Here is a 22213-nt window from a genome sequence, read left to right on the forward strand (position 1 = left end):
TCGCGCTGGAGTGCTCGTGCATCTATTTACCATGCTTGCTGTTTTACTCATGTCCTGCTCTCAGCTGGTCAGCCAGGTGTATATGCCTGTTTTACCAGATATTGCAGACAGCCTGGTGCTAACCAATGGCATGAGTCAGGCAATGATCATCAGCTATTTCATTACGCTTGGCGCCTCTCAACTGATTGTTGGACCGCTGCGCGACAAGTACGGTGATCGGCCACTGTTTATCGCCGGGCAAGCCATCTTACTGGCAGGTACACTGTTATGTGCCGTTGCACCAGACAGCACCACCTTTTTACTCGGACGAATTTTGCAAGGTGCGGGCTCCGCTTCACCGGTGTTAATCAGCCGCACATTACTGGCTCAACGACTGTCGGGGGCCAGATTAAAAAGTGCCATGGCAACCGTGGCCATCTCGGCAAGTGTCACCGCAATTATTGCCCCCCTGCTCGGCGGTATGCTGAGCAGTTGGTTTGGCTGGCAGGGTTTGTCACTGGTGCTCATTACATACTATCTGTTCATCACCATATTCGGGCTGAGTCTGCTCAAAGCCAGCGAACCTCAACCTTTTGTGATTAACCCAATGAGCCTGGTTCGGCACTATCAAAATATGGTGCGCTGTCAGGTCTTTTTATCGCTGGCCAGTCTCAAATGGGTGCCAACCTTTTTGTATTTGACGCTCCAGCTACATTTGCCGTTTTTACTTCAGGACCGCTTTGGCTTCACCACTAGCCAGACCGGACAAGCCATGATGCTGCCTATGGTTGGTCTGTTGTTGGGCGCTGTGTTTGCTAAAGTCTTACAGCGCCACGTTAGCTATATGAAAATTGTTTTGTGGCTGTGGCCTGCACTATTACTGAGTGCACTGACATTCGTATTAGCCAGCGACAACGCCATAGCGATATTACTGGCCTATGCCGCCATTATGTTGGTATTTGGCGGATATTTTCCAAGCTATATGCACCTGATTGGCTTACTACACCCTACTCACGCGGGCACCGCAAACGCTTTGGTCGGGGCAATTGAGTTACTGATATTTTCTGTCATTGCCTGGCTGGTGAATCAATGGCTGCCAGATAACACGCAAGCCATCGCGCTACTGATCGCTGTCTGTGCTGCATTGTTGCTACTTTGCTGGCGTACTATCCGTATTCAGCGACCTCATTTTGAACACACATAAGTATAATATTGGGATCAATCATGTTCGAAAAACTCCACTTTAACACTGCCCGATTTACTATCCGGCCGCTTCAGCAAAGTGACCTTCATGCCATTTACGAGAGCCGGCGTAATCCGGATACCTCCAGGTATATTGGTGAACCAGCGACACTAAAAGATGCTCAGGACAGAATTGATCAGGCAACAGCCCCCTGGCAGGCAAATGAGCATGAAAGACTGCTTTTGGCCATCATCAGACGTGAAGACAATGTGCTGGTCGGTGAACTCATGTATAAGTTTTTGTGCCATAACGCCAAAACTGCCGAAATCGGTTATCGTCTGAGTGAAAAGTATATCGGCCAGGGTTATGCGTTTGAAGCTGCAAACGGGCTGATTGAAGCTGCCTTTGAGCAATTTGGACTCAATAAAGTCTGTGCATTTTGTGCTGTCGAAAATCAGGCTTCCTGGCGCTTAATGGAAAAGCTCGGCATGCAACGTGAGGCCCATTTACGTCAGCACTTTAAATTTAGCCATGGTTACTATGATGGCTATATGTACGGCCTACTACGTAGTGAACATATCATGGCAGCAACAGCCTGATAAACGAAAAAGGCACCCTTATCAGGTGCCTTGACTCATGGAAGGACCCATGAAGATCGTTGCGTAAAAATACAAAATTGGGAGAAGAAAACTGTGTCAGGATAATGTCCTACTGACTAAACTCCTGTTCCGATAGTTTACCGTCACCATTGGTGTCCAGTTTTTCGAAAATGACCATCAATGTATCCGAGCCCGCGGCTTCCGACTTAGAGATATACCCATCACCATTGGTATCAAAAGTTGAAAACGAACTGTCCGCAGCATGCGCGCCAATACTGGCTGCCATCAAAATGGTGCTTAACATAAGCTTGTACATATCAAGTTCCTCATAAATGCTTGTTAAAGTGTTTAAATTCTTTGGCACTCAGCGCGCCATCCCGGTTTGTATCCAGGCGTTTAAATGCGTCAGCGACCAGAGAAACCTTAGCTGCTTCTGAGCGACTGATCAGGCCATCGCTGTTGTCATCCAAAAGTGCAAAATCGACTTCAGTTGCAAACGCTAACGCACAGGTGAACATTCCCAGGGTCAACGCAAAAACGTATGTAATTTGCATATCTGATGCTCCGGCTAAAACGCGATTTAGCCGTTAAACTCAGAGAATTCTTTTCTGCTCAGCAAGCCATCACTATTGCTATCCAGAACTTTAAACTGGCCCATGAGCAAGGAGTTTGCCGTCGCCTCATTCAAACTAATGGTGCCATCACCATCCGTGTCATACTTTTCAAAACCCTCGCCTGCAATTGCCTGTGTCGCCAACACCGTCAGAGCCATAGCTGTCATCTTTGTCATCGCTGTTTTCATCATATTTTCCTTCTGTTTTTGAATGTGTGCCGCCGCGAAACTGTTCTGAGCTTGCCGGCTGCGTTTGACAGGACTATTCCAACTTTGATGCCAGGTTTAATTAGATATTAATTTTCAATAAGTTAGTTTTTCTTGGGTAAAAAAGTTCAGGGGACATTAAGGCGATTTGTTGCTAAATGGCGACAAAATTCAACTCGCGTTTTTAGCTTACTATTTAAAATCAGTTACTTATATCTGTCGCTAATTGGCAACAGTCAACCAAAAGCGCGCAAACTATCAGGCTCTTTATGCTCCATGCCAGCTCAAAATTACGCTCACACACGCCACTCAGACCCTTTTTTTCTCAGGCATTGTGGAAACAGGCACTTATGGCATTAATGCTGGCCCTGGTTCCTCTGTTGCTGTTGACCTTGTGGTTTATTCAGTCTGTTGCCTATCAGCAGCATAGAGTTCAGGATATTTATGTTGATAATCAGAAAGTTAAATCAGAATTCAGTGAGTTAAAAAACGCCTTTCAGGCACTTCAGAAAGCACAACAAAACAATCAGTTACTACAAAGCGAACAATTAAAAATAAGCATTAACAAAAGCTGGCAGGTGCAAAAAAATAGACTTATATCACTGCTTACACGACTTGAGAAAGATGCAGCAGTTGCTAATTGGCAACACCTACTCCAACACACCCAGACGCCAGACAGTAACACCCTGTCGGCACTGGCCGATGCACTAACTCGCCAGTCACAACCGCTGCAACAGACTCTGGACAAACAGCTAACGGATGCGCTCTTGCAGCAAAGTCTCATCCGGCAGCGCTTTTTAATTGGACTGAGCATTCTGTTACCTATCCTAGTCGGCATGAGTATCTGGCTTATCAAGCGGATCTCCGATCAGCTATTTCAGCTGGAGCGAGCCATAGCAGTCATTGGTGAAGACCGCTTTACTACGCCAATCCAGCTAGCAGGCAGCCGCGAGTTCAGCCAGCTGGGTGAGCGTCTTGAGCAATTGCGCCAGGAGCTGGCTGCCAGCAAACATCAAAAGGAGACCTTTTTACGCCACGTATCGCACGAACTGAAAACCCCACTCGCCTCCATTAAAGAGGGCACAGAGTTGCTGAATAGCGATCACCTTGGGCAGCTCAATGACAAGCAACGACGCGTAACCGATATTCTCCACGTCTCTGTCGCCAAGCTCACTCAGCTCATTGACGATCTGCTTACGTTTAGCGCTGCCAGTCACCCACACAGCCAACAGGCACGCTGTAGTGCCCGGGCAATCAAAGTGCAACTGGAAGACCACTTTGCACAACGGCTGCAGAGGCGAGATATCCGTATTCACTGGCACTTTGAACAGCAACTCGCGGACTTACCTGAGCTACCAGTCAAACTGGCTCTGACACACCTGCTCAGTAATGCAATTCAATATACACACAGCCAGATCCGCATCGACTTTTTGGCTACCTCAAGCCACTGGCAGATCAGTATCCGGGACGATGGGCCCGGGCTCGATCCCCAGGAGGCCAACCACTTATTCAAACCCTTTGTCAGAGGCCAGCGCAGCCAAAAAATAGCAGGCAGTGGACTGGGCCTGGCCATTGCACATGAATGTATGAGCCAGTGCGGTGGCCAGTTACAGTGGCAAAATACCCGGCCAGGCTGCGAATTTACTCTGAAACTGCCAAAACACGGAGAAAGCAGATGAAACCCCTCTTTTTAATCGTGACACTCGTTATCAGCCTGAGCGGTTGCCAACTGAGCCCAACACAGCAAAACACCCACTTTGTCGGGCCTCGCAAAACGCTTGAGCCACAATACGCTTCTTTGGCGCTACTATTGCAGCGCTACCTGACACTGTGTCAAAACAATCAAGCTGTTGAGCAACAAAAGCCTGAACCTTATATCGGTCAGGCCGCTATTGAGACCTTCATACACAGCTACTGCAATACCGTGTCAACAACCAGACAGTTGCAAGCAATTGCAAAGATCAAACAAAGTCAGCACTGGCCCCAACACTACCATCTGTGGTTCGATACCCTGAAACAACAGACGCAGGTGCTGCGGGGACAAAAGATCCGTTTGCATCGAAGCAACGCCAAATTGAGCCAGATCCAAACGCAGTTGACCCAAACCAATCAGGCACTGCTCACGCTCAAACAGGCGCTGGCCGAGATCGAACAACAAAGGCTTCAGGACATGCCCCTGAATGCGCCCATTCAAACGCCGGAGCAGCAATAATGTCTTATACAACACCGCCTACCTCAGACACCCACACCCCCTCTGTTTTGCTGGTCGATGATGATCCGGCATTGAGCGAGCTGCTGGCAATACGCCTGGAAAGTCATGGCTTTGACGTAACCCTGGCCAGTAGTGGCCATGCGGCCTTGCGACAACTGGCCAGTATACCTGTTGATGTAGTGATCACGGACTTACGAATGGAGCACATGGACGGTCTGGCACTGAACCAGAAATTACAAGCCCAATACCCAGGCCTGCCTGTGATCATGATGACTGCGCATGGCTCGATCCCCGATGCTGTGGATGCCATTGAGCAAGGGATCACCGCTTTTATTACCAAACCGATAAACAGCGAAGAACTACTGGCAGCGATCGACAAAGCATTACCTAAAAACAGGGCGATACAACTCACTGATCCGGATAACTTTCACGGCTTGTATCACCAGAGCGCGAGCATGCGCCAACTGGTACAGCAGATTAAAGCCATCGCGCCCAGTCAGGCTAATATTTTGCTCCAGGGTGAAAGTGGCACGGGTAAGGAAGTCACCGCACGCGCCATTCACCGGGCGAGCAGTCATGCCCAGGGCCCATTTATCGCCATCAACTGTGGTGCCCTGCCCGCGCACTTGCTTGAATCAGAGCTGTTTGGCCATAAAAAGGGGGCATTTACCGGCGCAATTTCGGATAAACAGGGGCTGATCCAAAGTGCCGATAAAGGCACTTTATTATTGGACGAAATAGGAGATATGCCACTCGATCTACAGGTAAAGCTATTACGGGTATTACAGGAAAAAACGGTCCGGCCGATCGGCGGGCAGCACGAACAAACGGTTGATGTCCGTATTCTCTCCGCCAGCCATAAAAACCTGGCGCAGGCTGTCAGCGAAGGAAAATTCAGAGAAGATCTGTACTATCGGCTCAACGTCGTCGCCATTCAGTTGCCTGCGCTGCGTGAGCGAGTGGAAGACATCCCCCTACTGGCAGACTTGTTTATCAAGCAACTCGCCGCTGGACAAAAACGCCTCTCTTTAGACGCCACAACGGCGCTGTTAAGTTATGCCTGGCCAGGCAATATTCGTCAGCTACATAACGTAGTTGAATACTGTGTAGCGATGACACCCGGCAAATTAATCACTGCAGACAGTATTATCAGCGCACTGCCAGAACAAGACGACAAGCAAGCCTTTGTCGGACTGAATGAAGCTAAACGTCAGTTTGAACGTGATTATCTGATAAAAGTGCTCGCCCTGTGTGAGAACAATGTCCCTCAGGCCGCCAAACTGGCTCAAAGAAATCGCTCAGACTTCTATAAACTGATGAAAAAACACGATATAAAATAAATTAGTAAAAACATTTGACCAATTATTATACATGCGCTTAAATGAATAGGAAGGCAGGCAAGGAGTGCTTAGCCCTTCAGTCACAAGGTTACTTTTGTACTTTTAGTACGTTTGAGTGAGCCTGGTTATTTATCACTATCATACAGGGATTGAAAAGCTATGATCTCTAATACAACAAAAACTGGATAACAACATGAAAATAAAGGTAAAGAAAACCAATTTAAAACGCCTTTCGGAGTCTCATTCACTTCCTCAACAGGCGACGCCGCAAATCGCGGGTGGTGATGTGGCCGCCTCATTATCAGGCAAAATTTGTGATATGTTTTCCTTGTACCACTATTGCCGTTAAGCCAAAACAGAGTTCTGAGTTCAGAACTCTGCATCGATAAGAAAGCCGTACATCCTTCAGCCTCGCCCCTTGTCCTCCCGTGCAAAGTTTGCAATAGTATCTTCGAATTAATGTCATAAATTGACATCACATCAGAGCAACATGCTCCGTTCACAACTACACTATTATTAGAATAAAAAACGAGGTGGTTGCCCATGAGAATGCGTAAAAAGCTGATCTTAAGCTTTGTTATGACCGTTATCATTCCTATTCTTGCAATATCCATCATGAGTATCTCGCGCACCAAACAGGAGTCACTGGACCGATTCTTAGAGACATCGGTTAACGAGATCAGACAAATTGAGAATGCATTTATCATCTTTTTTGATCAGATGAAAAGTAATGCCCGATTCTTAGCGCAGAGCAAAACGGTACAGTCGGTGAGCAAAGACACCACAACCTACCTGGGCGCCGAAAAGATGATGATGCCCGACGCGTCCGGCGAGGCCGAGGCGGCCATCTTCGATTTGTACACCACCTTTGGCAAAACCCACCCCGAACTATTATTTGTCTACCTCGGTACCCGTGAGGGTGGCTTTATTCAGTATCCCGCAGAGCCACTTGGTAACTACGACCCTCGTAAGCGCCCTTGGTATCAGCAAGTTAGCTCAAACCCATCTCAGGTCATTATCACAGAACCCTATCAAGGCGTCACCGGACAAGCGATGGTTTCCGTCGCCACCGGGATCATGAAAAACAACGAGATGTTAGGCGTACAATCACTGGATGTAACCTTATCGACACTCACCGACATTGTGAGCAACATTAAACTCGGCCAAACCGGCTACTTATTGCTGCTCGACAATCAGGGGACGGTGCTGGCAGATCCGAAAAATGCCGACAGTAACTTTAAGAACATTCGTGATTTGAATGATGCCCGTTATAAGGCAATACAGAACGCGGGGAATGCGCCTTTCATTACGCTGGAGTATCAGGACAAAGCCTTCTATGCCAAGTTTTATCGCTCTGAAGAACTTGGCTGGACCTTTATCGCCATCATTGAAGAAGATGAGATCCTCACCTCGTCTTATAATATGACCTACAGCATCAGTATCATTGCGGTCATCATGCTGGCGCTGTTTGTGGTCATTGCCATTGTGCTGGCTAACAAAATCGTTTACCCCATTGAAATGGTATCGGACGGGCTAAAAGAAATCGCTCAGGGTGAGGGTAATTTATCAAAACGACTCCAGGTCATTGGCAATGATGAAATAAGCGAGCTGGCAACCTGGTTTAACCAATTCCTCAACTCCATTAATGCCTTGGTGAAAGACATTCAGGGCAATGCACGAACCCTGAATAGTGAAGCCCAGAGCTCTCAGTCGCGGATCAATGATATTCGTAACCAGTGCCGCCATCAGGAAAAAACATCGCAAACCGCGACGGATACCACACAATCCATGGCAAGCATGGCCATGACAGTCAGCGACAACTGTGGTGATGCACTCAACGAAATCTCGACGACAGAGCAACACACCCAGACTGGCAACCAGATGATCCAAAGCACTGTGGCTCAGGTCGCTAAGCTTAACGATTCTCTGGGCGACTCAGCGACGGCCATGAGCAAGCTTGAAAATGAAAGTAACAATATCACCAATATTCTGGAGGTGATCCGCACCATTGCCGAACAAACTAACTTGCTGGCCCTTAATGCCGCTATTGAAGCGGCCCGTGCCGGTGAGCAAGGCCGGGGATTTGCAGTTGTGGCCGACGAAGTACGGACGCTGGCACAGCGCTCTCACGATGCCACTCAGGATATTGAACAGGTTTTAACTAAGCTGATTGAGCAAACTCGCAGTGTGTCTGAACGCATGACTGCCAGTGTGGGGGAATCAAAACATGCCATCGACCAGTCGGAGCTAGCCCATCAGGCATTCGATGATATTGCCAGCTCAGTTTCCCGCGTTAAGGGGATCATTGCTGACATTTCTCAGCAGGCCAATGCGCAAGGGCAAGCTGCTGAGGACACCCAATCTCGTATTCACGGCGTAAGTCAGTCAGTACAACAAGTGGGTGACTCTGCCGATGCACTGCATACAGGTGCAACACAATTGGTTGAACTGGCCAACAACCTGGATCAATTGGTTGACAGATTTGATGTCGATGACTGAACTAAAGATCTTGCATACCCCTCCTGATCCCTGGGAATTTAGCGCGCTGCGCGAAAGTGTAGGCTGGCAAAACCCTGCGCCCGATATCGTTGCGGCCAGCATTACGGCGTCACTTTACTGGGTGCAGTGTCGCAAGGCAGATAAATTAATTGCCTGTGGTCGGATTGTAGGCGACGGGCACATGTACTTTTACATTCAGGATGTCATAGTGCACCCAAGCCACCAGGGCCAGGGCCACCTTATTATGGATAATATAGAACAGTATCTGGCGACACATTGCCACAGTGGCGCGACCGCCGCTTTGTTAGCGGCGGCTGGCAAGGAAACCTTCTACCAAGGATACGGTTATTCACTACGAGACGGCGAAAAGCTGGGATTGGGGATGTGTAAGTTTTACTAGTCGCAGACGATAACGGTTGCCTGCATCACTGCACTACTCGCATGTTGGCGGGTTTTCATGTTCACGCCTGAACTGGCCTGGTGTCATACCTGTTTCTTTCTTAAATGCTTTGTAAAACGAAGAACGCGCATTAAACCCCACCTCAAGAGCAATATTCAACACCGATTCATCGCTGCTCAACAGGCGGGATTTCGAAGCCTTGATACGCCAGTGATTGACAAAATCAAAGAAGTTCATTTTCAGGGTTTCATTTAAAGCCTGTGACAGGTAATTAGGTGATATCCCACTTGCCTGTGATAGCTTTTGCAGAGTCAGATCGGCATCCAGATAGAGTTTACTGTTTTCCATAGCCTGCGTAATTTTTTCAACTATCCGGGCTGACTGACACTCATCCAGTGCTGATTTATGATACTTGCTCCCTGTATCTTCACTGGGCGACAGAGTCGGAGCATCAGTGCGTTCAACCTTGCTAGCGGGCTGTGGTTGAAGCAACGGCGTTGTTTGCTGCATTGCAAAAAAGGTTACGCTCCAGATAAGCACCAATGCAACAAACACTTCGGCGCTGCGCGACAGTAATGCGTGTTCTAGCAGACTAGATAAGAAGACTGACACTAGCACAAAAATCCAAATACAAACGGCGATAAAAATGAGCTTTCTGATAACAGTGAGCTTGGGGCTGTCCAGATTAGAGTAACTTTCTTTTAGCTGCGCATTGAATCTGGCCAGACGCCTGATGACCACCAGTAGCGTAAACCCGCACTCAATCAACCAAAAACACATCAAAACCAGCATCGCACAGGCCAACACCACAACGTAAGGACCCGCAGGCATATCATCTGTCACGAACATTGCCCTGTGATGCTGTGCAGGCAATAACGCAACCGCGCCGGAAATCAGCACGGCAGGCCATAACAAGACAAATTTGCTTAACTTAGCTCTGTTAAGTATCCATCTTTTCTGTGTGGTAATCCCTTCAATATACAAGCGCAGCGCCGGACACAACACGAAGAGCATGGGAAAACCCAAAACGGTATATACCTGATACCAGCTGGGTAATAGAACTAGCACGATTGCATTGAGCGCAAGCACCCCACTGGCACAAAGAAAAAGCACCAGAGGCAGACGATAAACACGTGTCGCTCGCGGCAGTAGCAGCACAGGTACACTCAACACGATTTGCCCAATGAGCATAGCAATCAGCACCATCACGATAGATTCAGTCACGTAACTCCCCTGACACCAAAATAAATTTATCCATAATATTTTGTTTTATTTGCTTTTAAATTTTCCTTTCCACAAAGACTGTCCGCGCCTTTACGCCAGGACGACGTATCCCTGCAAAGTGATTAGCCTGATACTAACCTGGATAAAACAGGGCACATGCCTTTTGGCAAACCTTGCAGGGACATTCAATATGACTTAAGGAATCGCTTATGACAAACGCAATTTTAACCACCAGTGCATCACAGGATAGCCGCACTCGCATCAAAATCGCGACACTATGGCTGTTAGTTATGCTGAATATGATTTATGCCGATATTTTGGCCTTTGTTTCAGCCTTTATCACTCCGGGAGTAATAGACACACTGATGAGCGGCTACTCAGGCTCAGTTAAACTCACCCAAGAGTTACTTCTGGTCTCAGCCATACTCATCGAGATTCCCATCGTGATGATTTTCCTGTCCCAATATCTCAGCTATCGATTAAACCGCCTCTGTAATCTGGTGGCTGTCCCGTTAACTTTCCTGTTTGTACTGGGTGGTATTGAAACGGATCCTTTCTACCTGTTTCTGGCATGCATACAGCTCACCCTGCTTTTAAGCATAGCCTGGATGGTCATACGGTGGCGAGCACCTGAAGCGGCAGTGTTAAGCACAGCTCAAAGTTGAATCATAGATGACAGGACTCTGAACCATAAACACCCAAGGATTCAGCAGATTACATTTGTATTTAGAACATTTAAGAAGGAAACATACTCATGAAAAGCAAACTGCTTATTCCCCTTACTCTGCTTGTTTATTGCAACATAACCACAGCCAGTGTTGAACTGGGCCAGGCAGAATTCGACAAAGGTAATCTGCGCCTTGCGCAATCCATTTTGTCGCAACAGCAAACCTCTGATTATCAAAAACCACTGCTTCTGGCACGCATAGCACTTAGAAGCGATCAGGACGAAGCGGCACTGCAACACTTAGAAGCAGCCATAGAGCAGCACCCAAACAATCCGGAGCTCTATTTTGCACATGCCGAAGTCGTCGCTAAAATTGCCGAACAAGCCAGTATTTTTAGCGTGTCTGGGTATATCAAAAAACTCAAAGCCTCATTCATCAAAGCAGTCGAACTGGCACCAGACAATCGTGAATACCGCAGTACGCTGATCAAGTTTTACATCAATGCGCCCAGCATGTTTGGTGGTGACAAACAGGCCGCTTTAACGCACATTCAGGCACTGGAAAAAGTCTCGCCCTTTGATGCTTTTCTGACTCGCTTATACCTGGCCGCTAAGTCAGATGAACAAGAAGAGTTCGCTCGTCTGATAAAGGTTGGGCAGCAAAACTTTGCCGCCGACCCCCGCTATTTTTATACTTTAGGCCAAATCTATCTTGATCAGGAAGAGTCTGAAATGGCCCTAAATCAGTTCAGAAGTGCAGCTAACAAGCAGGCAAAAAACCTGAAACAAGAAAAAGCCCGATATCAGTCTCTGGTGTTAATTGGTACTTTAAGTCAGCAACTGAAGCGCAATTATGACGAGGGGCAGAACGCGCTACAGCAGTATCTGAATGAGGCAGCCCATCACTACGACCTGCCCGACAAAAACCTGGTCAAATTCAGGTTGGCTTCGATAGCCATGGCACAAAAGAAAACCACACTCGCGCAGCGACTATTAAACGAAGTCATAACTGAAACGCTGAGTGACAAGCTAAAGAAAAAAGCCCGCTCCGCTTTGAAAAAGTTAGCCAGGGCCTGAGCGCACTCTGCCAGTGGGCTTTACAACAAGCCCTTTCTCACATCACAGCAACCCTAAAGCCAGCAAAACTCCTGAGCCAATTCCCGTTAATATTGCGGGAATGGCATCCTTAAAGGTGTCATACCTAAAGTGGAAGTAGCACGCCCCTACTGAGGTTAATAGTATCAAGACTGAACCAAGCAGCATACTTTGAACGTGCTCAGTCAAAATAGCAAACACCATCAACCCAGCAGCAAGCGACTCAATGAGTCCAATCGCATACATATGCTTTCTGCCAAGCCCATATCGCCTGAAAAACGCACTTTGTATAGTGAACACCCGTGTGCTCCAGGAAAATATCTTTTGAGAACCGGCAAGAGTGAAAAAAGTGGCCAGCAAGCCTGAGAGTATTAGCATAAAAATGTTCCTGACAAGTTAAAGTGAATGCATTAAAGCATTCCAAAACAACATTAAGAACCGTATTATTAAGCCAGTTACTATTCCAAATTGGAATCAATATGGACAAACTCGTTTGCATCAGACTATTTACCGAAGTCGCACATAAGGGCAGCTTTACGCATGCCGCAAACGCTCTCAATATGACGCAAAGTTCTGTAAGCAAGAAAGTGGCCTGGCTTGAACAACATCTTGGTTTCACCTTATTTCACAGGACATCCCGCGCCATAGCCCTGACCTCAGCAGGCAAGGCTTACCTCACCTACAGCCAGTCACTACTAGATACTATGGCCGAAGTAGAACACCAGATCCGTGATGAACAGGCACAGGTAAATGGCCATATAAAACTCTCCGCGCCCAGTGCCTTCGCAACACAGCGCCTGGCTGAGCCACTTGCTGAATTTATGCGTCGTTACCCAAAAGTTACGTTAGACATCAGTGTCAGCGATCAACAGGTAGATTTGATCAACGAAGACGTAGACATCGCCATCAGAGCGTCAGTCCTGAAGGACTCCGGATTAAAAGCAAAGAAGTTGTTGGATCACTCAGTTTGCTATTTTGCATCACCTGACTATCTGAAACGTCAAGGTATGCCACACTCTCCTGACGAATTAAAAGCGCATCAATGCCTCACCTATTCGTTGAACAAACCATCAAATGTCTGGTTATTTGATAAAACACACTACAAACTCAACGAGTATATTCGCTCAGATAGTCCCGAGATGATTGTCAGGTTGGCTTTGTCCGGGCTCGGTATCGCGGCAATGCCAGACTGGATGATCGCCCAACAACTAAGAGACAAAACGCTCGTCACTTTATTTGATAACTGGCAAGGCCATACCCTGCCTATGTACGCTCTATATAAAAATACCGAGTTTACGCCAGTAAGGTTTAGAGCCCTAATAGACTTCCTCGCGGAGCATTTTGCTTATTAACCCTTCAGTCCTGCCACGGGTGATATGTGATGCGCGCCTACGCTTTGCGCACCTAAGGAGCTTAAACCAAGCTCACCCCAGCAGTTGAACATCAGTCGCCTCGGTAATAAGTTCAACTAGTTTTCCATTATTTTATGCCGCTAATCGCAAAACTATTCGGTTTATCTCAGCCACTTTGACCATTTATTAAAATTCAGACTACAATTCGACAACAATTGATTCAGGCAATGAATCCCAATTTCATTCAGAGCCATGCAAAGTCACTCCCTCTGCAATCAACAAGGACAAACATGACAACGATTAAATTCAGCGCCATTGCTGGTGCCGTTTTACTGGCCAGCGCCTGCAGCCAGATCACATCAAATAACAACACAGACACCCAAACAACGCAGCAGCAAATTCAGCCCCCTGTGGCGCAAAAAGTGCCCCATGTTACCCAAATCCATGGTTATGAACTGGTCGACAACTATCACTGGCTACGCGATGATTCAAGAAGTTCAGAAAAAGTGCTTACTCACCTTGAGCAGGAAAACCGCTACGCAGACGTGAAGCTTGCGCCTATTGAGACATTGCGTGAGACCCTGTTTGAAGAAATTAAAAATAAAATCGCCAAAGACGATCGCAGCGTGCCTTATAAACGTGGCGACTACTATTATTTCAGTGAAGTGAAAGGCGATCAGGAATACCGCAACTTCTATCGCAGTAAAAGCGCAGACGGCAGCAATGCCACTGAGATTTTTAACGCCAACAAGCAAGCCGAAGGCCAGTCTTATTATGCGCTGGGTGCGATTAGCATCAGCCCGGATGGCAAGCTCATGGCATTTGCGGAAGATACCCTCAGCCGTCGCATTTATACCATCAGTATTAAAAACCTTGAAACTGGTGAAATTTATACCGACAAACTCGAGGGTGCTGCGGATAGCATTGAGTGGGGAAGCGACAACCGTAGCCTTTACTACATTAAAAAAGACCCCGTCACTTTGCTGGGATATCAGGTCTATCGTCACGTGCTGGGCCGAGAACAATCACAAGATGAACTGGTCTACGAAGAAAAAGACAACACCTACTATACCTATCTGGAAAAAAGCAAAGAAGGCAGTGAAATTTACATTGTCCACGACAGTACAGAAGCCAAAGGGGTGTCTGTCATTGATGCCAACAACCCTAACGCTCAGCCACAACGCCTCTTGCCACGTACCAAAGGCCATGAATATAGCTTGATCAAACAGGGCGACTTCTACTTTATTTATACCAATGACAATGCCGTTAACTTCAAGCTAATGAAAGCCCACAAAAATGATGTGGCTGACAAGCGTAAATGGAAAACCATCATTGCGCACAACCCCGATGCTAAGCTGGAAGAAGTAGAACTGTTTAATCAGCATCTGGTTTATCAGTCTCGCGTTAAGGGGATAGGTACCCTGAATGTGTTAGATCTTAAAACCAAACAGCACAAAGCGCTCACGTTTAAAGATCCCGCCTACATGGTGTCAATGACAGGCAACCGAACCCTGGATAGTCAGTTTGTCCGGGTCAGCTATCAGAGCCTGACCACGCCGAAAACCATTTATGATATTGACCTGACTACTCTGGAAAAAACCCAGCGCAAGCAAACCAAAGTACTGGGCGACTTCAATGCCAATGATTATGCCTCTGAACGTCTGTTTATCGAGGCCAGAGATGGCACCAAAGTACCGGTGACCCTGGTCTACAAAAAGGCAACGTTTAAAAAAGATGGCACTAACCCACTCTTACAGTATGGTTATGGATCTTACGGCTCGACCCGTGACCCTTACTTCAGAGTCAGCACTTTGAGCTTACTGGATCGTGGCTTTGTTTATGCCATTGCCCATATCCGTGGCTCTCAGGCGCTCGGAAGACCTTGGTATGAAGATGGTAAAAAGCTCAATAAAAAGAACACCTTTAATGACTTCATCGACGTCACCAAGGCACTTACTAAATCAGGGTATGGCGATCCAAAACGCCTTTACGCCCGCGGTGGCAGTGCTGGCGGCCTGTTGATGGGCGCAGTGATCAATCAGGAGCCTGAACTGTATCACGGCGTGCACTCTGCGGTACCCTTTGTCGATGTGATCAACACCATGCTGGATGAGTCATTACCGCTGACAACCAATGAGTACGATGAGTGGGGTAACCCGAATGACAAAGTCTATTTTGACTATATGCGCTCTTATTCACCTTATGATCAGGTGAGCGCACAGAATTACCCGAACATGCTGGTCACCACTGGCTTGCATGATTCGCAAGTACAGTACTTTGAACCTGCCAAATGGGTTGCAAAACTGCGTGAATATAAAACCGACGATAACACGCTGTTGTTAAAAACCGATATGTCTGCCGGTCACGGTGGCGCATCGGGTCGCTTTAAGCGCATTCATGATACCGCGCTGAGCTATGGCTTTATCATTGGCCTGGCTGAGGGCAAACTGTAACTACGTACTCCGTTTTAGCCAAAGCCCTCTCGCAGGGCTTTGGCATATCATCAGGCTCCCGCCGCAATCCTGCGTATTTCTTGCTTTTACTCCAATACACTTATCTTTTTTGCCAAGCTGTGACACATTCCACTTCTGTGGCCGACTAACTAAGTATCACCAATAACAACAAGCAGGGACATAGTGAACACACAACACGCATTCAAACAGATGCTCGCTGACAACGACGGGCGGATCCGATATATCGCTGATCGCTACGGCGGATCGAGTGACCGCGATGATATGTATCAGGAGATCCTGCTGCAATTGTGGCGCAGCTATGAAAGCTATTCGGGGCAGTCCTCAATCGGTACCTGGGTGTATAAAGTCGCGCTGAATACGGCCAACACCTTTGTCAAAACCCGAATTAAACACAATGACATTAAACAATCCGTTTCCAGGCATAACAAACAGCAACCTCACGCTGAACAAACAGGCTGTCAGGCCGACATTCTGAATCAGTTTATGGACAAGCTCAGTGATATCGATGCTGGTGTCCTGATGATGTATCTGGATGGCCTGAAATCGGAAGACATTGCACAGGTATTAGGGATAAGTGACAACGCAGTGCGCTCACGAATAAAGCGCATTAAGCGTGAGTTTGAACAAAACTTTGTAGGAGACGAGTCATGAAGCTGGATGATCTAAAACACAACTTTGCACAGCAAATCGAAACGAACAGCTCAGAAAAAAAACTGGCGTTGCAAATCGATGAGCTTAAAGTCAAAACTAAAAAATATCAGCGAGATATTAAAGTGCGCGATTTTATGGAAATCTCCATTTCATTGTTGCTTATTCCTGTCTGGCTGTATGGCCTCACAATTAGCTTTAACTGGGTCCAGTCTTTAGGCTGTATTCTGGCCACCCTAACGAGCCTGTACATCCCCTATAAATTACTTAGAGCTCGCCGCCTTTCCCCCTGCAAAGATGACAGCATCCGTGCATATTTACGTCAGGAGCAGCAAAGGCTTACTCAGCAAAAGCAACTTTTGGAGAGTATAGTATGGTGGTACATAGCGCCCATTTTTGTCAGTGTCATGTTGATCACGCTGGGCGCCAACATGGATGACAATGGGGTGATTCAACTCGATACCCACATGCAATTGTATTACCTGGTCGTACTGCTTGGTATGGTGGGGATCTACTTTTGGAATAAACGCGCCGCCGAGAAGAGGTTTGGACCTTTGCTGGAGCGCGTCGAACAACAGCTTAATGAACTGAGCGACGAATAGGCACATTACGACCATGCATCATCGAGCCCCGAACTGCTGACGCAACGGGGCTCAGCGCACTAGATTACCTGAGCGGGCTCTGCCTGATATGCCCGATGAAGAAGCGCAGATAAGGACTGAGACTCTTTCAGGCGGTGCCCTGAAATTTCCGCCACTTCGACACCTGGTGTCCAGGAATTCATCACCACAGCCCCGCAAAGCGATGGCAAACTCGCCAATGTCACAGACTCAGTGCGCTGTTTGATATTAAGTAACCTTAGTTGCCGCTGGACCATGCTCATCATAGTGCCTTGTAATTTTGGAGCCTGTGGCCAAATCACCGTTTCACCATCCCAAAAGGCCAGATTCCAGATGGTCCCTTCACTCAGACAACCGGTATCATCTATGAATACCGCATCATCATAGCCCTGCTGTGCAGCCTTGTGGAGGTAGTAAGTTTTACTGATCTCCCCGACATGTTTAATGTGAGGTAACGGCCGGCTGTATTCGGTAGCCAGCAGCTTCAGCGATCCACTCGGTCCATTTGCGGGTGCACTAGTGCGAACCATAATACTCGGCTGGGTGTCCATACTATCCAGGGTGAACTCACCATGGGCAGAATACAGAGTCACCGTCAAAGACAAGTCCGTCCCCGCCGCAGCGATGGCCGTACGAACAGACGTCAGAATTTCTTCATCAGACAGTGCCTGGCCAAACAATTCGACTGAGGCATGACGTAACCTGTCCAGGTGCAGATCCATCCCCTTTACCATGCCATCTCGTACCTGCATGGCGGTAAAATGTGCAAAACCAGAGAAGGCCAGCTGGCTCATCTGTGAACTCTGAAGTAGCGTGCCGTTAACCACAGTTTGCACCGTAAAGGCTTGTTCTTTCATACAATTAACTCCCGGTTTGAAACCTTTTTTGGAAGCCAGTACTATAAACCCTGACAGCACTGTGAGAGTCAATAGCACATCATGAAAATCGGCGAATTATCAAAACAAACCGGGATCAGCATTCGCATGCTGCGGTATTACGAAGAGCAAGGCTTACTTCACCCCAGCCGCTCCCCCTCAGGCTATCGCCACTACACACAGAACGATATCCAGACTCTGACCCGTATTCAGTTACTGAGCGCGGCAGGCATGACACTCAATACCATTTTGCAGTTTTTACCCTGTATTCGCGGCGACAGGCCCATTTTTGAGCCCTGTGACGAGCTCAGAAACCTGTTACACAGCGAAATCAAAGCCGTTGATGAGAAAACGGTACAGCTGGCCAAGAGCAAAGCGATACTCAGTCGGTTTTTAGAGGAAATTGAGCAAGGGTAAGTCAGCGTCGATACCCATTGTTGTTAAATCAAAGTAGTATATTACTCACCTTGCTCAATGGAATTTTTGAATGAAGTGCCCTGACTGTGCCCAAAATGGGATTTCTCCACTGCAGAAATCGCTTCTTATCTTTGATACAAAAGTCCGTTGTAAACTATGTGGTTCGCTACTTTATCTTCACCAAGGCGCTTTATGGACGATAACAGGCGCTATGAGCCTGAGTATAATACTCATGTCAGTCTTCGCTTTTACTAAACGGTCTGTCGACGTGATTTTGTTGGGCCTTGTGATAATTCCACTGTTGGCCGCAGTTGCTGCTTTGTTGTGCCCGCTGAAAGTCAAATCTAGAATAGGCACTAAACGAAGAACCGCGCGTCAAATTGCCTATAAGCAGAACAAAACGAAATAAATTCGTTCACGAACTACCTGCTTAATTTTAAATATCAAATTCCAGCTGTACATTTTGGTTGGTCTGCCTGACGGGTGTGCCATTCTCTGTCTTAGGGTTATATTTCCATTTTTTTAGTGAGCGTATGGCTTCTTGATCAAATAAGCCATTATGGCTCGATTCAATGATGCGAATATTCTCGGGCCTGCCTTGCTCGTTAATATCGAATTGCATCCGAACATAGCCGTTTTTAATCTGAGGATCTGCCTGCTGAGTTGACGTGCAACCACCGATAAAAATAAGGGTAAACAGGGCGGTCAATAAGTATTTCATATGAAAGTGCGCTTATGATTATGTGTGACTATGGCAATGCGACTGGCACACTGCCATGATATTTTCTGTCAGCCCACTATGCTTTTTGCAACTGTGAACACGGCTTCCCATCAAAGTGTAATCGTACCAATTGCGTGATCTTATCCTTCAACCAGCCTGGACCAAAGTCGGAGATATCATTATGGCGCGCTTTGGGAATGGTCACCACGCAGCTGCCAAACTCGACTTGCTCCGCTTCGCTGGGCAGCACGCCCGAGTCTGCCGGAAAGTCGCTGGCACGTATAGACAGCACCTTGATATCCTTAGTTTTTGGTAATGGCACACGGCGATGGTCTAAGGTAATGATCTGTTTAACATAGGGCTTGCCTTCATTTCCCAGCCAGGCAGAAATATCACCCCCATTTGAGTGGCCAACCAAAGTTAAATTATTAAAATCGTATCCGGTTATGCTGTGTTGCAATTCTTCGTGTAAAAACGCCAGTGTTTTTGCACCACGCTGCCAGTTTTCACTGCGCGTTTCAAACAAATTACCAGAGACAGAAAGCGGCGGATCGCCCGGTAATTCGTGTCCGATTGCGACCACCAGATACCCGTGTTTATTCAGCACTTTGGATAAAAAGGTGTAATCAGTATGCGACATACCGTAGCCTGCTCCGAGGAACGCCACCGGGCAAAGGGCTTGTTCACTGCATTGTGCCTGAGATTCGGGATAAGTGATCTCCACCGGAATGGCCCTATCACGGGCTTTATCGTAAACACTGGCAGGTTGAACGTCGGCCGCAGCTGTACTCAACCAGCAGGCAGCTGCCACACCAAATCCTTTTAGAAACTTCATAAAACTCCTGAACTATATTGTTAAAAAAGCCGCATTGCGCGGCTTTTCCATTATTTTTTGTACTTTTCGAACCACGCAAGCGTGTGTTCTATTTTACTGATCATCCGCGAAGGACGCCCGGCGATACCATGGGGTGCACCCGGAATTTTCACCAGCACGGAGTCTATTTTACGGTGTTTTAGTGCCTGATAGAACTGCTCTGTTTCAGCCATTGGCGTACGCAGGTCTTCCTCTCCGGTCATTAACATGGTTGGCGTGGTAACATTGCCTACCAAAGACAGCGGCGAGCGCTCCCAGTAATGATCAACATGCTCCCACGGCATCCCTGGGAACTGAGTGGGGATCTGCACCAGACCACTGTCGGCCGTCAGTACTTTGCTCAACCAGTTGATCACTGGCTTAACAACCACAGCAGCATTAAAGCGATCTGTCAGGCCAATGGCATAGGCAGTCGCGATACCGCCTGCAGAGCCACCCGCGATAAACAGGTTATCCTGATCAATAAAGCCTTTGGCAATCATGGCGTCTACGCCCGAGTTATGATCGGCAAAGTCTTCTTTTGAGCTGTACTTGTATTTCAACAACATCGCAAAACGCTCACCGTACGAGCTACTACCACGATGGTTATCGTAAAACACCACATAACCTTGTGCTGCATAGCGTTGTAACTCAGCCGAGAAGTGTGGACCATAAGCCAGGTGTGGACCACCGTGGATCTCCATCAACAATGGATACTTCTTATTCGGATCAAAATCTGGTGGCGTGATATACCAGCCCTGGATCTGCTCGCCATCAAACGATGATTTGTAAGTGATTTCGTGTACTTTGCCCAGTGTTTTGTGTGCCAGTAAATCCTCGTTCAGGGCAGTCAGCGACTTCACTTTCCCTTTACTGGTTGTGACAGCGACATCAGCCGGACGCGAGCTTGAGCCTTTGGTAAAGGCAATCTCACCATCAAAGTTGGCGCTAAACTGACCGCTCAGGTAAGGACGGCCCAGCGTGGTGCCTGACAGCGTATTGGTCAGATCTTTAATTTTGCCTTTGGTAGTAATGGTGGCCAGCTTGCGCATGCCATGGTCGTCGTAAGCCATTGCCAGCTTAGTGCTGCCTATCCAGCTTGGACTTTGGATTGAACGGTCAAAGTCCTTCGCAATCATGCGAGATTGCTTGCTTTGCCAGTTCATAATATTTAGTTTGTGATTGCGATACGGGTTCAACTCACCCGATGAGCTTAAAAACGCCAGCTGCTTGCCATTTTCTGAAAAGCTCGGAGAGTGCTCGCGACCCGGCGCATTGGTCAATTGCGTGATCTTACCAGCAAAATCTACTTCAAACAGATCACCCTCTAAGCGCTTATATTCCCAGTCCGCAATACGGTTTGCCGAGAACACAATACCTTTGGAATCGCTACGCCAGGCCAGTTTACCACTGTGGTGATAGTTACCTGAAGTTAGCTGACGAGGCGTACCGCCTTCGCTTGGCAACACAAAAATTTGCCGATATCCAGGCTTAACCAGACCGCGTCCATCCGCCTGATAATAGGCTTTATCAATCACAATGGCCGACTCGGACCACTTGGCGCCTTTTGGCTTTGCCGGCATTTTGGCGATGACCGCAGGCTTTTCTTCTACCTTTTGGCTAAATGCCAGCCATTTACCATCAGGCGACCAGGTCAAATCACTGATCCCAGCCTGTAACTGAGTCAACAAAGCGGTGCGATTTTGCGCAATGTAATGCACGTGCACCTGAGTGCTGCCAGATACATCACTCAAAAAGGCGATCTTGCTGCCATCGGGTGACCAGCGCGGCTGATAGTAGCGGTTTTCATCTGAGAACAAAGGAGACTGTACGCCCGTTTTTGCATCGACCAGCCACAAGTTTTGTCTTTTGGCATCTTTCATCACGTCGTTGCTGTTACGTACGTACACCACTTGCTCGCCGTTGGGCGATATTTGCGGATCGCTTGCATATTCAAGCTCAAAAATATCTTCAGCCTGTAGCCCGGCATTTGCCTGCGCCAATACGGGTAGTGTTGCAAACGCCAATAAAGAACATTGCAAAGTACGTTTCAGTCCAAAAGGCATGGGCAGCCTCCTATTGTTATCATTTTAATAAAGGCCACATAGTTATTCAGCTGAATACAGATGTCATCCAATACGCGATAAAACGGAATAAAAACCCGATGTGTTATATAATCACACAGATATTGAATGTCGTTTAAGTCAGCCAAACCAATGTCTGGCTGTTAATCTA

General features: G+C 47.5%; 24 protein-coding genes. 15 read left to right on the forward strand and 9 right to left on the reverse strand.

The features are described 5' to 3' along the window. Positions 1-16 precede the first annotated feature (16 nt). Together MHN31_RS06215 and MHN31_RS06220 are read left to right on the forward strand one after the other, a co-directional pair. Positions 17-1183 (forward strand): MFS transporter, encoded by a 1167-nt coding sequence (locus tag MHN31_RS06215; RefSeq protein ID WP_230090695.1) that lies wholly within the window; start codon positions 17-19, stop codon positions 1181-1183. 20 nt (positions 1184-1203) lie between these two features. Beyond that, positions 1204-1761 (forward strand): GNAT family protein, encoded by a 558-nt coding sequence (locus MHN31_RS06220; protein ID WP_194867043.1) that lies wholly within the window; start codon positions 1204-1206, stop codon positions 1759-1761. A 109-nt stretch (positions 1762-1870) separates the two neighbouring features. On the opposite strand, the gene MHN31_RS06225 is transcribed toward MHN31_RS06220, so the two are convergent. From MHN31_RS06225 to MHN31_RS06235, 3 genes are read right to left on the reverse strand one after another with little or no spacing between them, the layout of a single operon-like run. After that, positions 1871-2077 (reverse strand): EF-hand domain-containing protein, encoded by a 207-nt coding sequence (locus MHN31_RS06225; RefSeq protein WP_194867042.1) that lies wholly within the window; start codon positions 2075-2077, stop codon positions 1871-1873. Between the two features lie 10 nt (positions 2078-2087). Then, positions 2088-2315, reverse strand: a complete 228-nt coding sequence (locus MHN31_RS06230; RefSeq protein WP_125557622.1) for an EF-hand domain-containing protein — start codon at positions 2313-2315, stop codon at positions 2088-2090. A 26-nt stretch (positions 2316-2341) separates the two neighbouring features. After that, positions 2342-2563, reverse strand: a complete 222-nt coding sequence (locus MHN31_RS06235) for an EF-hand domain-containing protein (protein ID WP_239443767.1) — start codon at positions 2561-2563, stop codon at positions 2342-2344. Between the two features lie 287 nt (positions 2564-2850). Here MHN31_RS06235 and MHN31_RS06240 point away from each other — a divergent pair, with 287 nt between their 5' ends. The 6 genes from MHN31_RS06240 (at position 2851) to MHN31_RS06265 (ending at position 9032) form a co-directional block, all read left to right on the forward strand. Then, the gene (locus MHN31_RS06240; RefSeq protein ID WP_239443768.1) at positions 2851-4260 is read left to right on the forward strand and encodes a HAMP domain-containing sensor histidine kinase; all 1410 of its coding nucleotides are present in this window, start codon (positions 2851-2853) and stop codon (positions 4258-4260) included. Further along, on the forward strand, positions 4257-4793 hold the full coding sequence (locus MHN31_RS06245) for a hypothetical protein (protein WP_239443769.1): 537 nt from the start codon (positions 4257-4259) through the stop codon (positions 4791-4793). The genes MHN31_RS06240 and MHN31_RS06245 overlap by 4 nt, the downstream gene beginning before the upstream one ends. Then, the gene (locus MHN31_RS06250; RefSeq protein ID WP_239443770.1) at positions 4793-6133 is read left to right on the forward strand and encodes a sigma-54 dependent transcriptional regulator; all 1341 of its coding nucleotides are present in this window, start codon (positions 4793-4795) and stop codon (positions 6131-6133) included. Before MHN31_RS06245 ends, MHN31_RS06250 begins: the two co-directional genes overlap by 1 nt. Before the next feature lie 193 nt (positions 6134-6326). Further along, complete coding sequence (locus MHN31_RS06255; RefSeq protein WP_155946430.1) at positions 6327-6482, forward strand: hypothetical protein; 156 nt, start codon at positions 6327-6329, stop codon at positions 6480-6482. 194 nt (positions 6483-6676) lie between these two features. After that, on the forward strand, positions 6677-8632 hold the full coding sequence (locus MHN31_RS06260; protein ID WP_125557632.1) for a methyl-accepting chemotaxis protein: 1956 nt from the start codon (positions 6677-6679) through the stop codon (positions 8630-8632). Beyond that, positions 8625-9032 carry a GNAT family N-acetyltransferase gene (locus MHN31_RS06265; RefSeq protein ID WP_239443771.1) on the forward strand — a complete coding sequence of 136 codons (408 nt, stop codon included), beginning with the start codon at positions 8625-8627 and terminating at the stop codon, positions 9030-9032. Before MHN31_RS06260 ends, MHN31_RS06265 begins: the two co-directional genes overlap by 8 nt. Positions 9033-9065: 33 nt before the next feature. Here the strand turns inward: MHN31_RS06265 and MHN31_RS24370 are convergent, their stop codons facing one another. Beyond that, entirely contained in the window at positions 9066-10256 is a 1191-nt protein-coding gene (locus tag MHN31_RS24370) for an AraC family transcriptional regulator (protein WP_239443772.1), read from the reverse strand. A gap of 209 nt (positions 10257-10465) precedes the next feature. On the opposite strand from MHN31_RS24370, the gene MHN31_RS06275 reads away from it, so the two are divergent. Further along, on the forward strand, positions 10466-10921 hold the full coding sequence (locus MHN31_RS06275) for a DUF6326 family protein (RefSeq protein ID WP_239443773.1): 456 nt from the start codon (positions 10466-10468) through the stop codon (positions 10919-10921). 89 nt (positions 10922-11010) lie between these two features. Then, a complete protein-coding gene (locus tag MHN31_RS06280) occupies positions 11011-12000 on the forward strand; it encodes a tetratricopeptide repeat protein (protein ID WP_239443774.1) in 990 nt (329 codons plus the stop codon). Positions 12001-12042: 42 nt separating this feature from the next. Here the strand turns inward: MHN31_RS06280 and MHN31_RS06285 are convergent, their stop codons facing one another. Next, on the reverse strand, positions 12043-12396 hold the full coding sequence (locus tag MHN31_RS06285; protein WP_239443775.1) for a DoxX family protein: 354 nt from the start codon (positions 12394-12396) through the stop codon (positions 12043-12045). A 101-nt stretch (positions 12397-12497) separates the two neighbouring features. On the opposite strand from MHN31_RS06285, the gene MHN31_RS06290 reads away from it, so the two are divergent. The 4 genes from MHN31_RS06290 to MHN31_RS06305 all read left to right on the forward strand — a co-directional run bounded on the left by MHN31_RS06290 (position 12498) and on the right by MHN31_RS06305 (position 17094). After that, positions 12498-13370, forward strand: coding sequence for a LysR family transcriptional regulator (locus MHN31_RS06290; protein ID WP_239443776.1), 873 nt, complete (start codon positions 12498-12500; stop codon positions 13368-13370). Between the two features lie 290 nt (positions 13371-13660). After that, positions 13661-15823: a S9 family peptidase gene (locus MHN31_RS06295; protein WP_239443777.1), complete on the forward strand. Its 2163-nt coding sequence runs from the start codon at positions 13661-13663 to the stop codon at positions 15821-15823. 183 nt (positions 15824-16006) lie between these two features. Continuing rightward, a complete protein-coding gene (locus tag MHN31_RS06300) occupies positions 16007-16495 on the forward strand; it encodes an RNA polymerase sigma factor (RefSeq protein ID WP_239443778.1) in 489 nt (162 codons plus the stop codon). Further along, entirely contained in the window at positions 16492-17094 is a 603-nt protein-coding gene (locus tag MHN31_RS06305) for a hypothetical protein (RefSeq protein ID WP_239443779.1), read from the forward strand. Before MHN31_RS06300 ends, MHN31_RS06305 begins: the two co-directional genes overlap by 4 nt. Positions 17095-17153: 59 nt before the next feature. On the opposite strand, the gene MHN31_RS06310 is transcribed toward MHN31_RS06305, so the two are convergent. Then, positions 17154-17969 carry an aminotransferase class IV family protein gene (locus MHN31_RS06310; protein WP_239443780.1) on the reverse strand — a complete coding sequence of 272 codons (816 nt, stop codon included), beginning with the start codon at positions 17967-17969 and terminating at the stop codon, positions 17154-17156. Between the two features lie 81 nt (positions 17970-18050). Here MHN31_RS06310 and MHN31_RS06315 point away from each other — a divergent pair, with 81 nt between their 5' ends. Continuing rightward, entirely contained in the window at positions 18051-18404 is a 354-nt protein-coding gene (locus MHN31_RS06315) for a MerR family transcriptional regulator (RefSeq protein ID WP_125557654.1), read from the forward strand. Positions 18405-18840: 436 nt separating this feature from the next. Here the strand turns inward: MHN31_RS06315 and MHN31_RS06320 are convergent, their stop codons facing one another. From MHN31_RS06320 to MHN31_RS06330, 3 genes are all read right to left on the reverse strand, one after another. Further along, entirely contained in the window at positions 18841-19125 is a 285-nt protein-coding gene (locus MHN31_RS06320) for an energy transducer TonB (protein WP_239443781.1), read from the reverse strand. 76 nt (positions 19126-19201) lie between these two features. Beyond that, positions 19202-19960: an alpha/beta hydrolase gene (locus tag MHN31_RS06325; protein ID WP_239443782.1), complete on the reverse strand. Its 759-nt coding sequence runs from the start codon at positions 19958-19960 to the stop codon at positions 19202-19204. A 50-nt stretch (positions 19961-20010) separates the two neighbouring features. Beyond that, positions 20011-22044 (reverse strand): S9 family peptidase, encoded by a 2034-nt coding sequence (locus MHN31_RS06330; RefSeq protein WP_239443783.1) that lies wholly within the window; start codon positions 22042-22044, stop codon positions 20011-20013. Between the last annotated feature and the right edge of the window lie 169 nt (positions 22045-22213).

The organism is Pseudoalteromonas sp. McH1-42 (genome assembly GCF_022347845.1).
Classification (GTDB): domain Bacteria; phylum Pseudomonadota; class Gammaproteobacteria; order Enterobacterales; family Alteromonadaceae; genus Pseudoalteromonas; species Pseudoalteromonas rubra_D.

What these genes read in the sequence shown, in the direction of transcription:
- MHN31_RS06220 (WP_194867043.1), top strand. Translation starts at nt 1,204, where the DNA reads ATGTTCGAAAAACTCCACTTTAACACTGCCCGATTTACTATCCGGCCG.
- MHN31_RS06225 (WP_194867042.1), bottom strand. Translation starts at nt 2,077, where the DNA reads ATGTACAAGCTTATGTTAAGCACCATTTTGATGGCAGCCAGTATTGGC.
- MHN31_RS06230 (WP_125557622.1), bottom strand. Translation starts at nt 2,315, where the DNA reads ATGCAAATTACATACGTTTTTGCGTTGACCCTGGGAATGTTCACCTGT.
- MHN31_RS06235 (WP_239443767.1), bottom strand. Translation starts at nt 2,563, where the DNA reads ATGAAAACAGCGATGACAAAGATGACAGCTATGGCTCTGACGGTGTTG.
- MHN31_RS06240 (WP_239443768.1), top strand. Translation starts at nt 2,851, where the DNA reads ATGCTCCATGCCAGCTCAAAATTACGCTCACACACGCCACTCAGACCC.
- MHN31_RS06245 (WP_239443769.1), top strand. Translation starts at nt 4,257, where the DNA reads ATGAAACCCCTCTTTTTAATCGTGACACTCGTTATCAGCCTGAGCGGT.
- MHN31_RS06250 (WP_239443770.1), top strand. Translation starts at nt 4,793, where the DNA reads ATGTCTTATACAACACCGCCTACCTCAGACACCCACACCCCCTCTGTT.
- MHN31_RS06255 (WP_155946430.1), top strand. Translation starts at nt 6,327, where the DNA reads ATGAAAATAAAGGTAAAGAAAACCAATTTAAAACGCCTTTCGGAGTCT.
- MHN31_RS06260 (WP_125557632.1), top strand. Translation starts at nt 6,677, where the DNA reads ATGAGAATGCGTAAAAAGCTGATCTTAAGCTTTGTTATGACCGTTATC.
- MHN31_RS06265 (WP_239443771.1), top strand. Translation starts at nt 8,625, where the DNA reads ATGACTGAACTAAAGATCTTGCATACCCCTCCTGATCCCTGGGAATTT.
- MHN31_RS06275 (WP_239443773.1), top strand. Translation starts at nt 10,466, where the DNA reads ATGACAAACGCAATTTTAACCACCAGTGCATCACAGGATAGCCGCACT.
- MHN31_RS06280 (WP_239443774.1), top strand. Translation starts at nt 11,011, where the DNA reads ATGAAAAGCAAACTGCTTATTCCCCTTACTCTGCTTGTTTATTGCAAC.
- MHN31_RS06285 (WP_239443775.1), bottom strand. Translation starts at nt 12,396, where the DNA reads ATGCTAATACTCTCAGGCTTGCTGGCCACTTTTTTCACTCTTGCCGGT.
- MHN31_RS06290 (WP_239443776.1), top strand. Translation starts at nt 12,498, where the DNA reads ATGGACAAACTCGTTTGCATCAGACTATTTACCGAAGTCGCACATAAG.
- MHN31_RS06295 (WP_239443777.1), top strand. Translation starts at nt 13,661, where the DNA reads ATGACAACGATTAAATTCAGCGCCATTGCTGGTGCCGTTTTACTGGCC.
- MHN31_RS06305 (WP_239443779.1), top strand. Translation starts at nt 16,492, where the DNA reads ATGAAGCTGGATGATCTAAAACACAACTTTGCACAGCAAATCGAAACG.
- MHN31_RS06310 (WP_239443780.1), bottom strand. Translation starts at nt 17,969, where the DNA reads ATGAAAGAACAAGCCTTTACGGTGCAAACTGTGGTTAACGGCACGCTA.
- MHN31_RS06315 (WP_125557654.1), top strand. Translation starts at nt 18,051, where the DNA reads ATGAAAATCGGCGAATTATCAAAACAAACCGGGATCAGCATTCGCATG.
- MHN31_RS06320 (WP_239443781.1), bottom strand. Translation starts at nt 19,125, where the DNA reads ATGAAATACTTATTGACCGCCCTGTTTACCCTTATTTTTATCGGTGGT.
- MHN31_RS06325 (WP_239443782.1), bottom strand. Translation starts at nt 19,960, where the DNA reads ATGAAGTTTCTAAAAGGATTTGGTGTGGCAGCTGCCTGCTGGTTGAGT.
- MHN31_RS06330 (WP_239443783.1), bottom strand. Translation starts at nt 22,044, where the DNA reads ATGCCTTTTGGACTGAAACGTACTTTGCAATGTTCTTTATTGGCGTTT.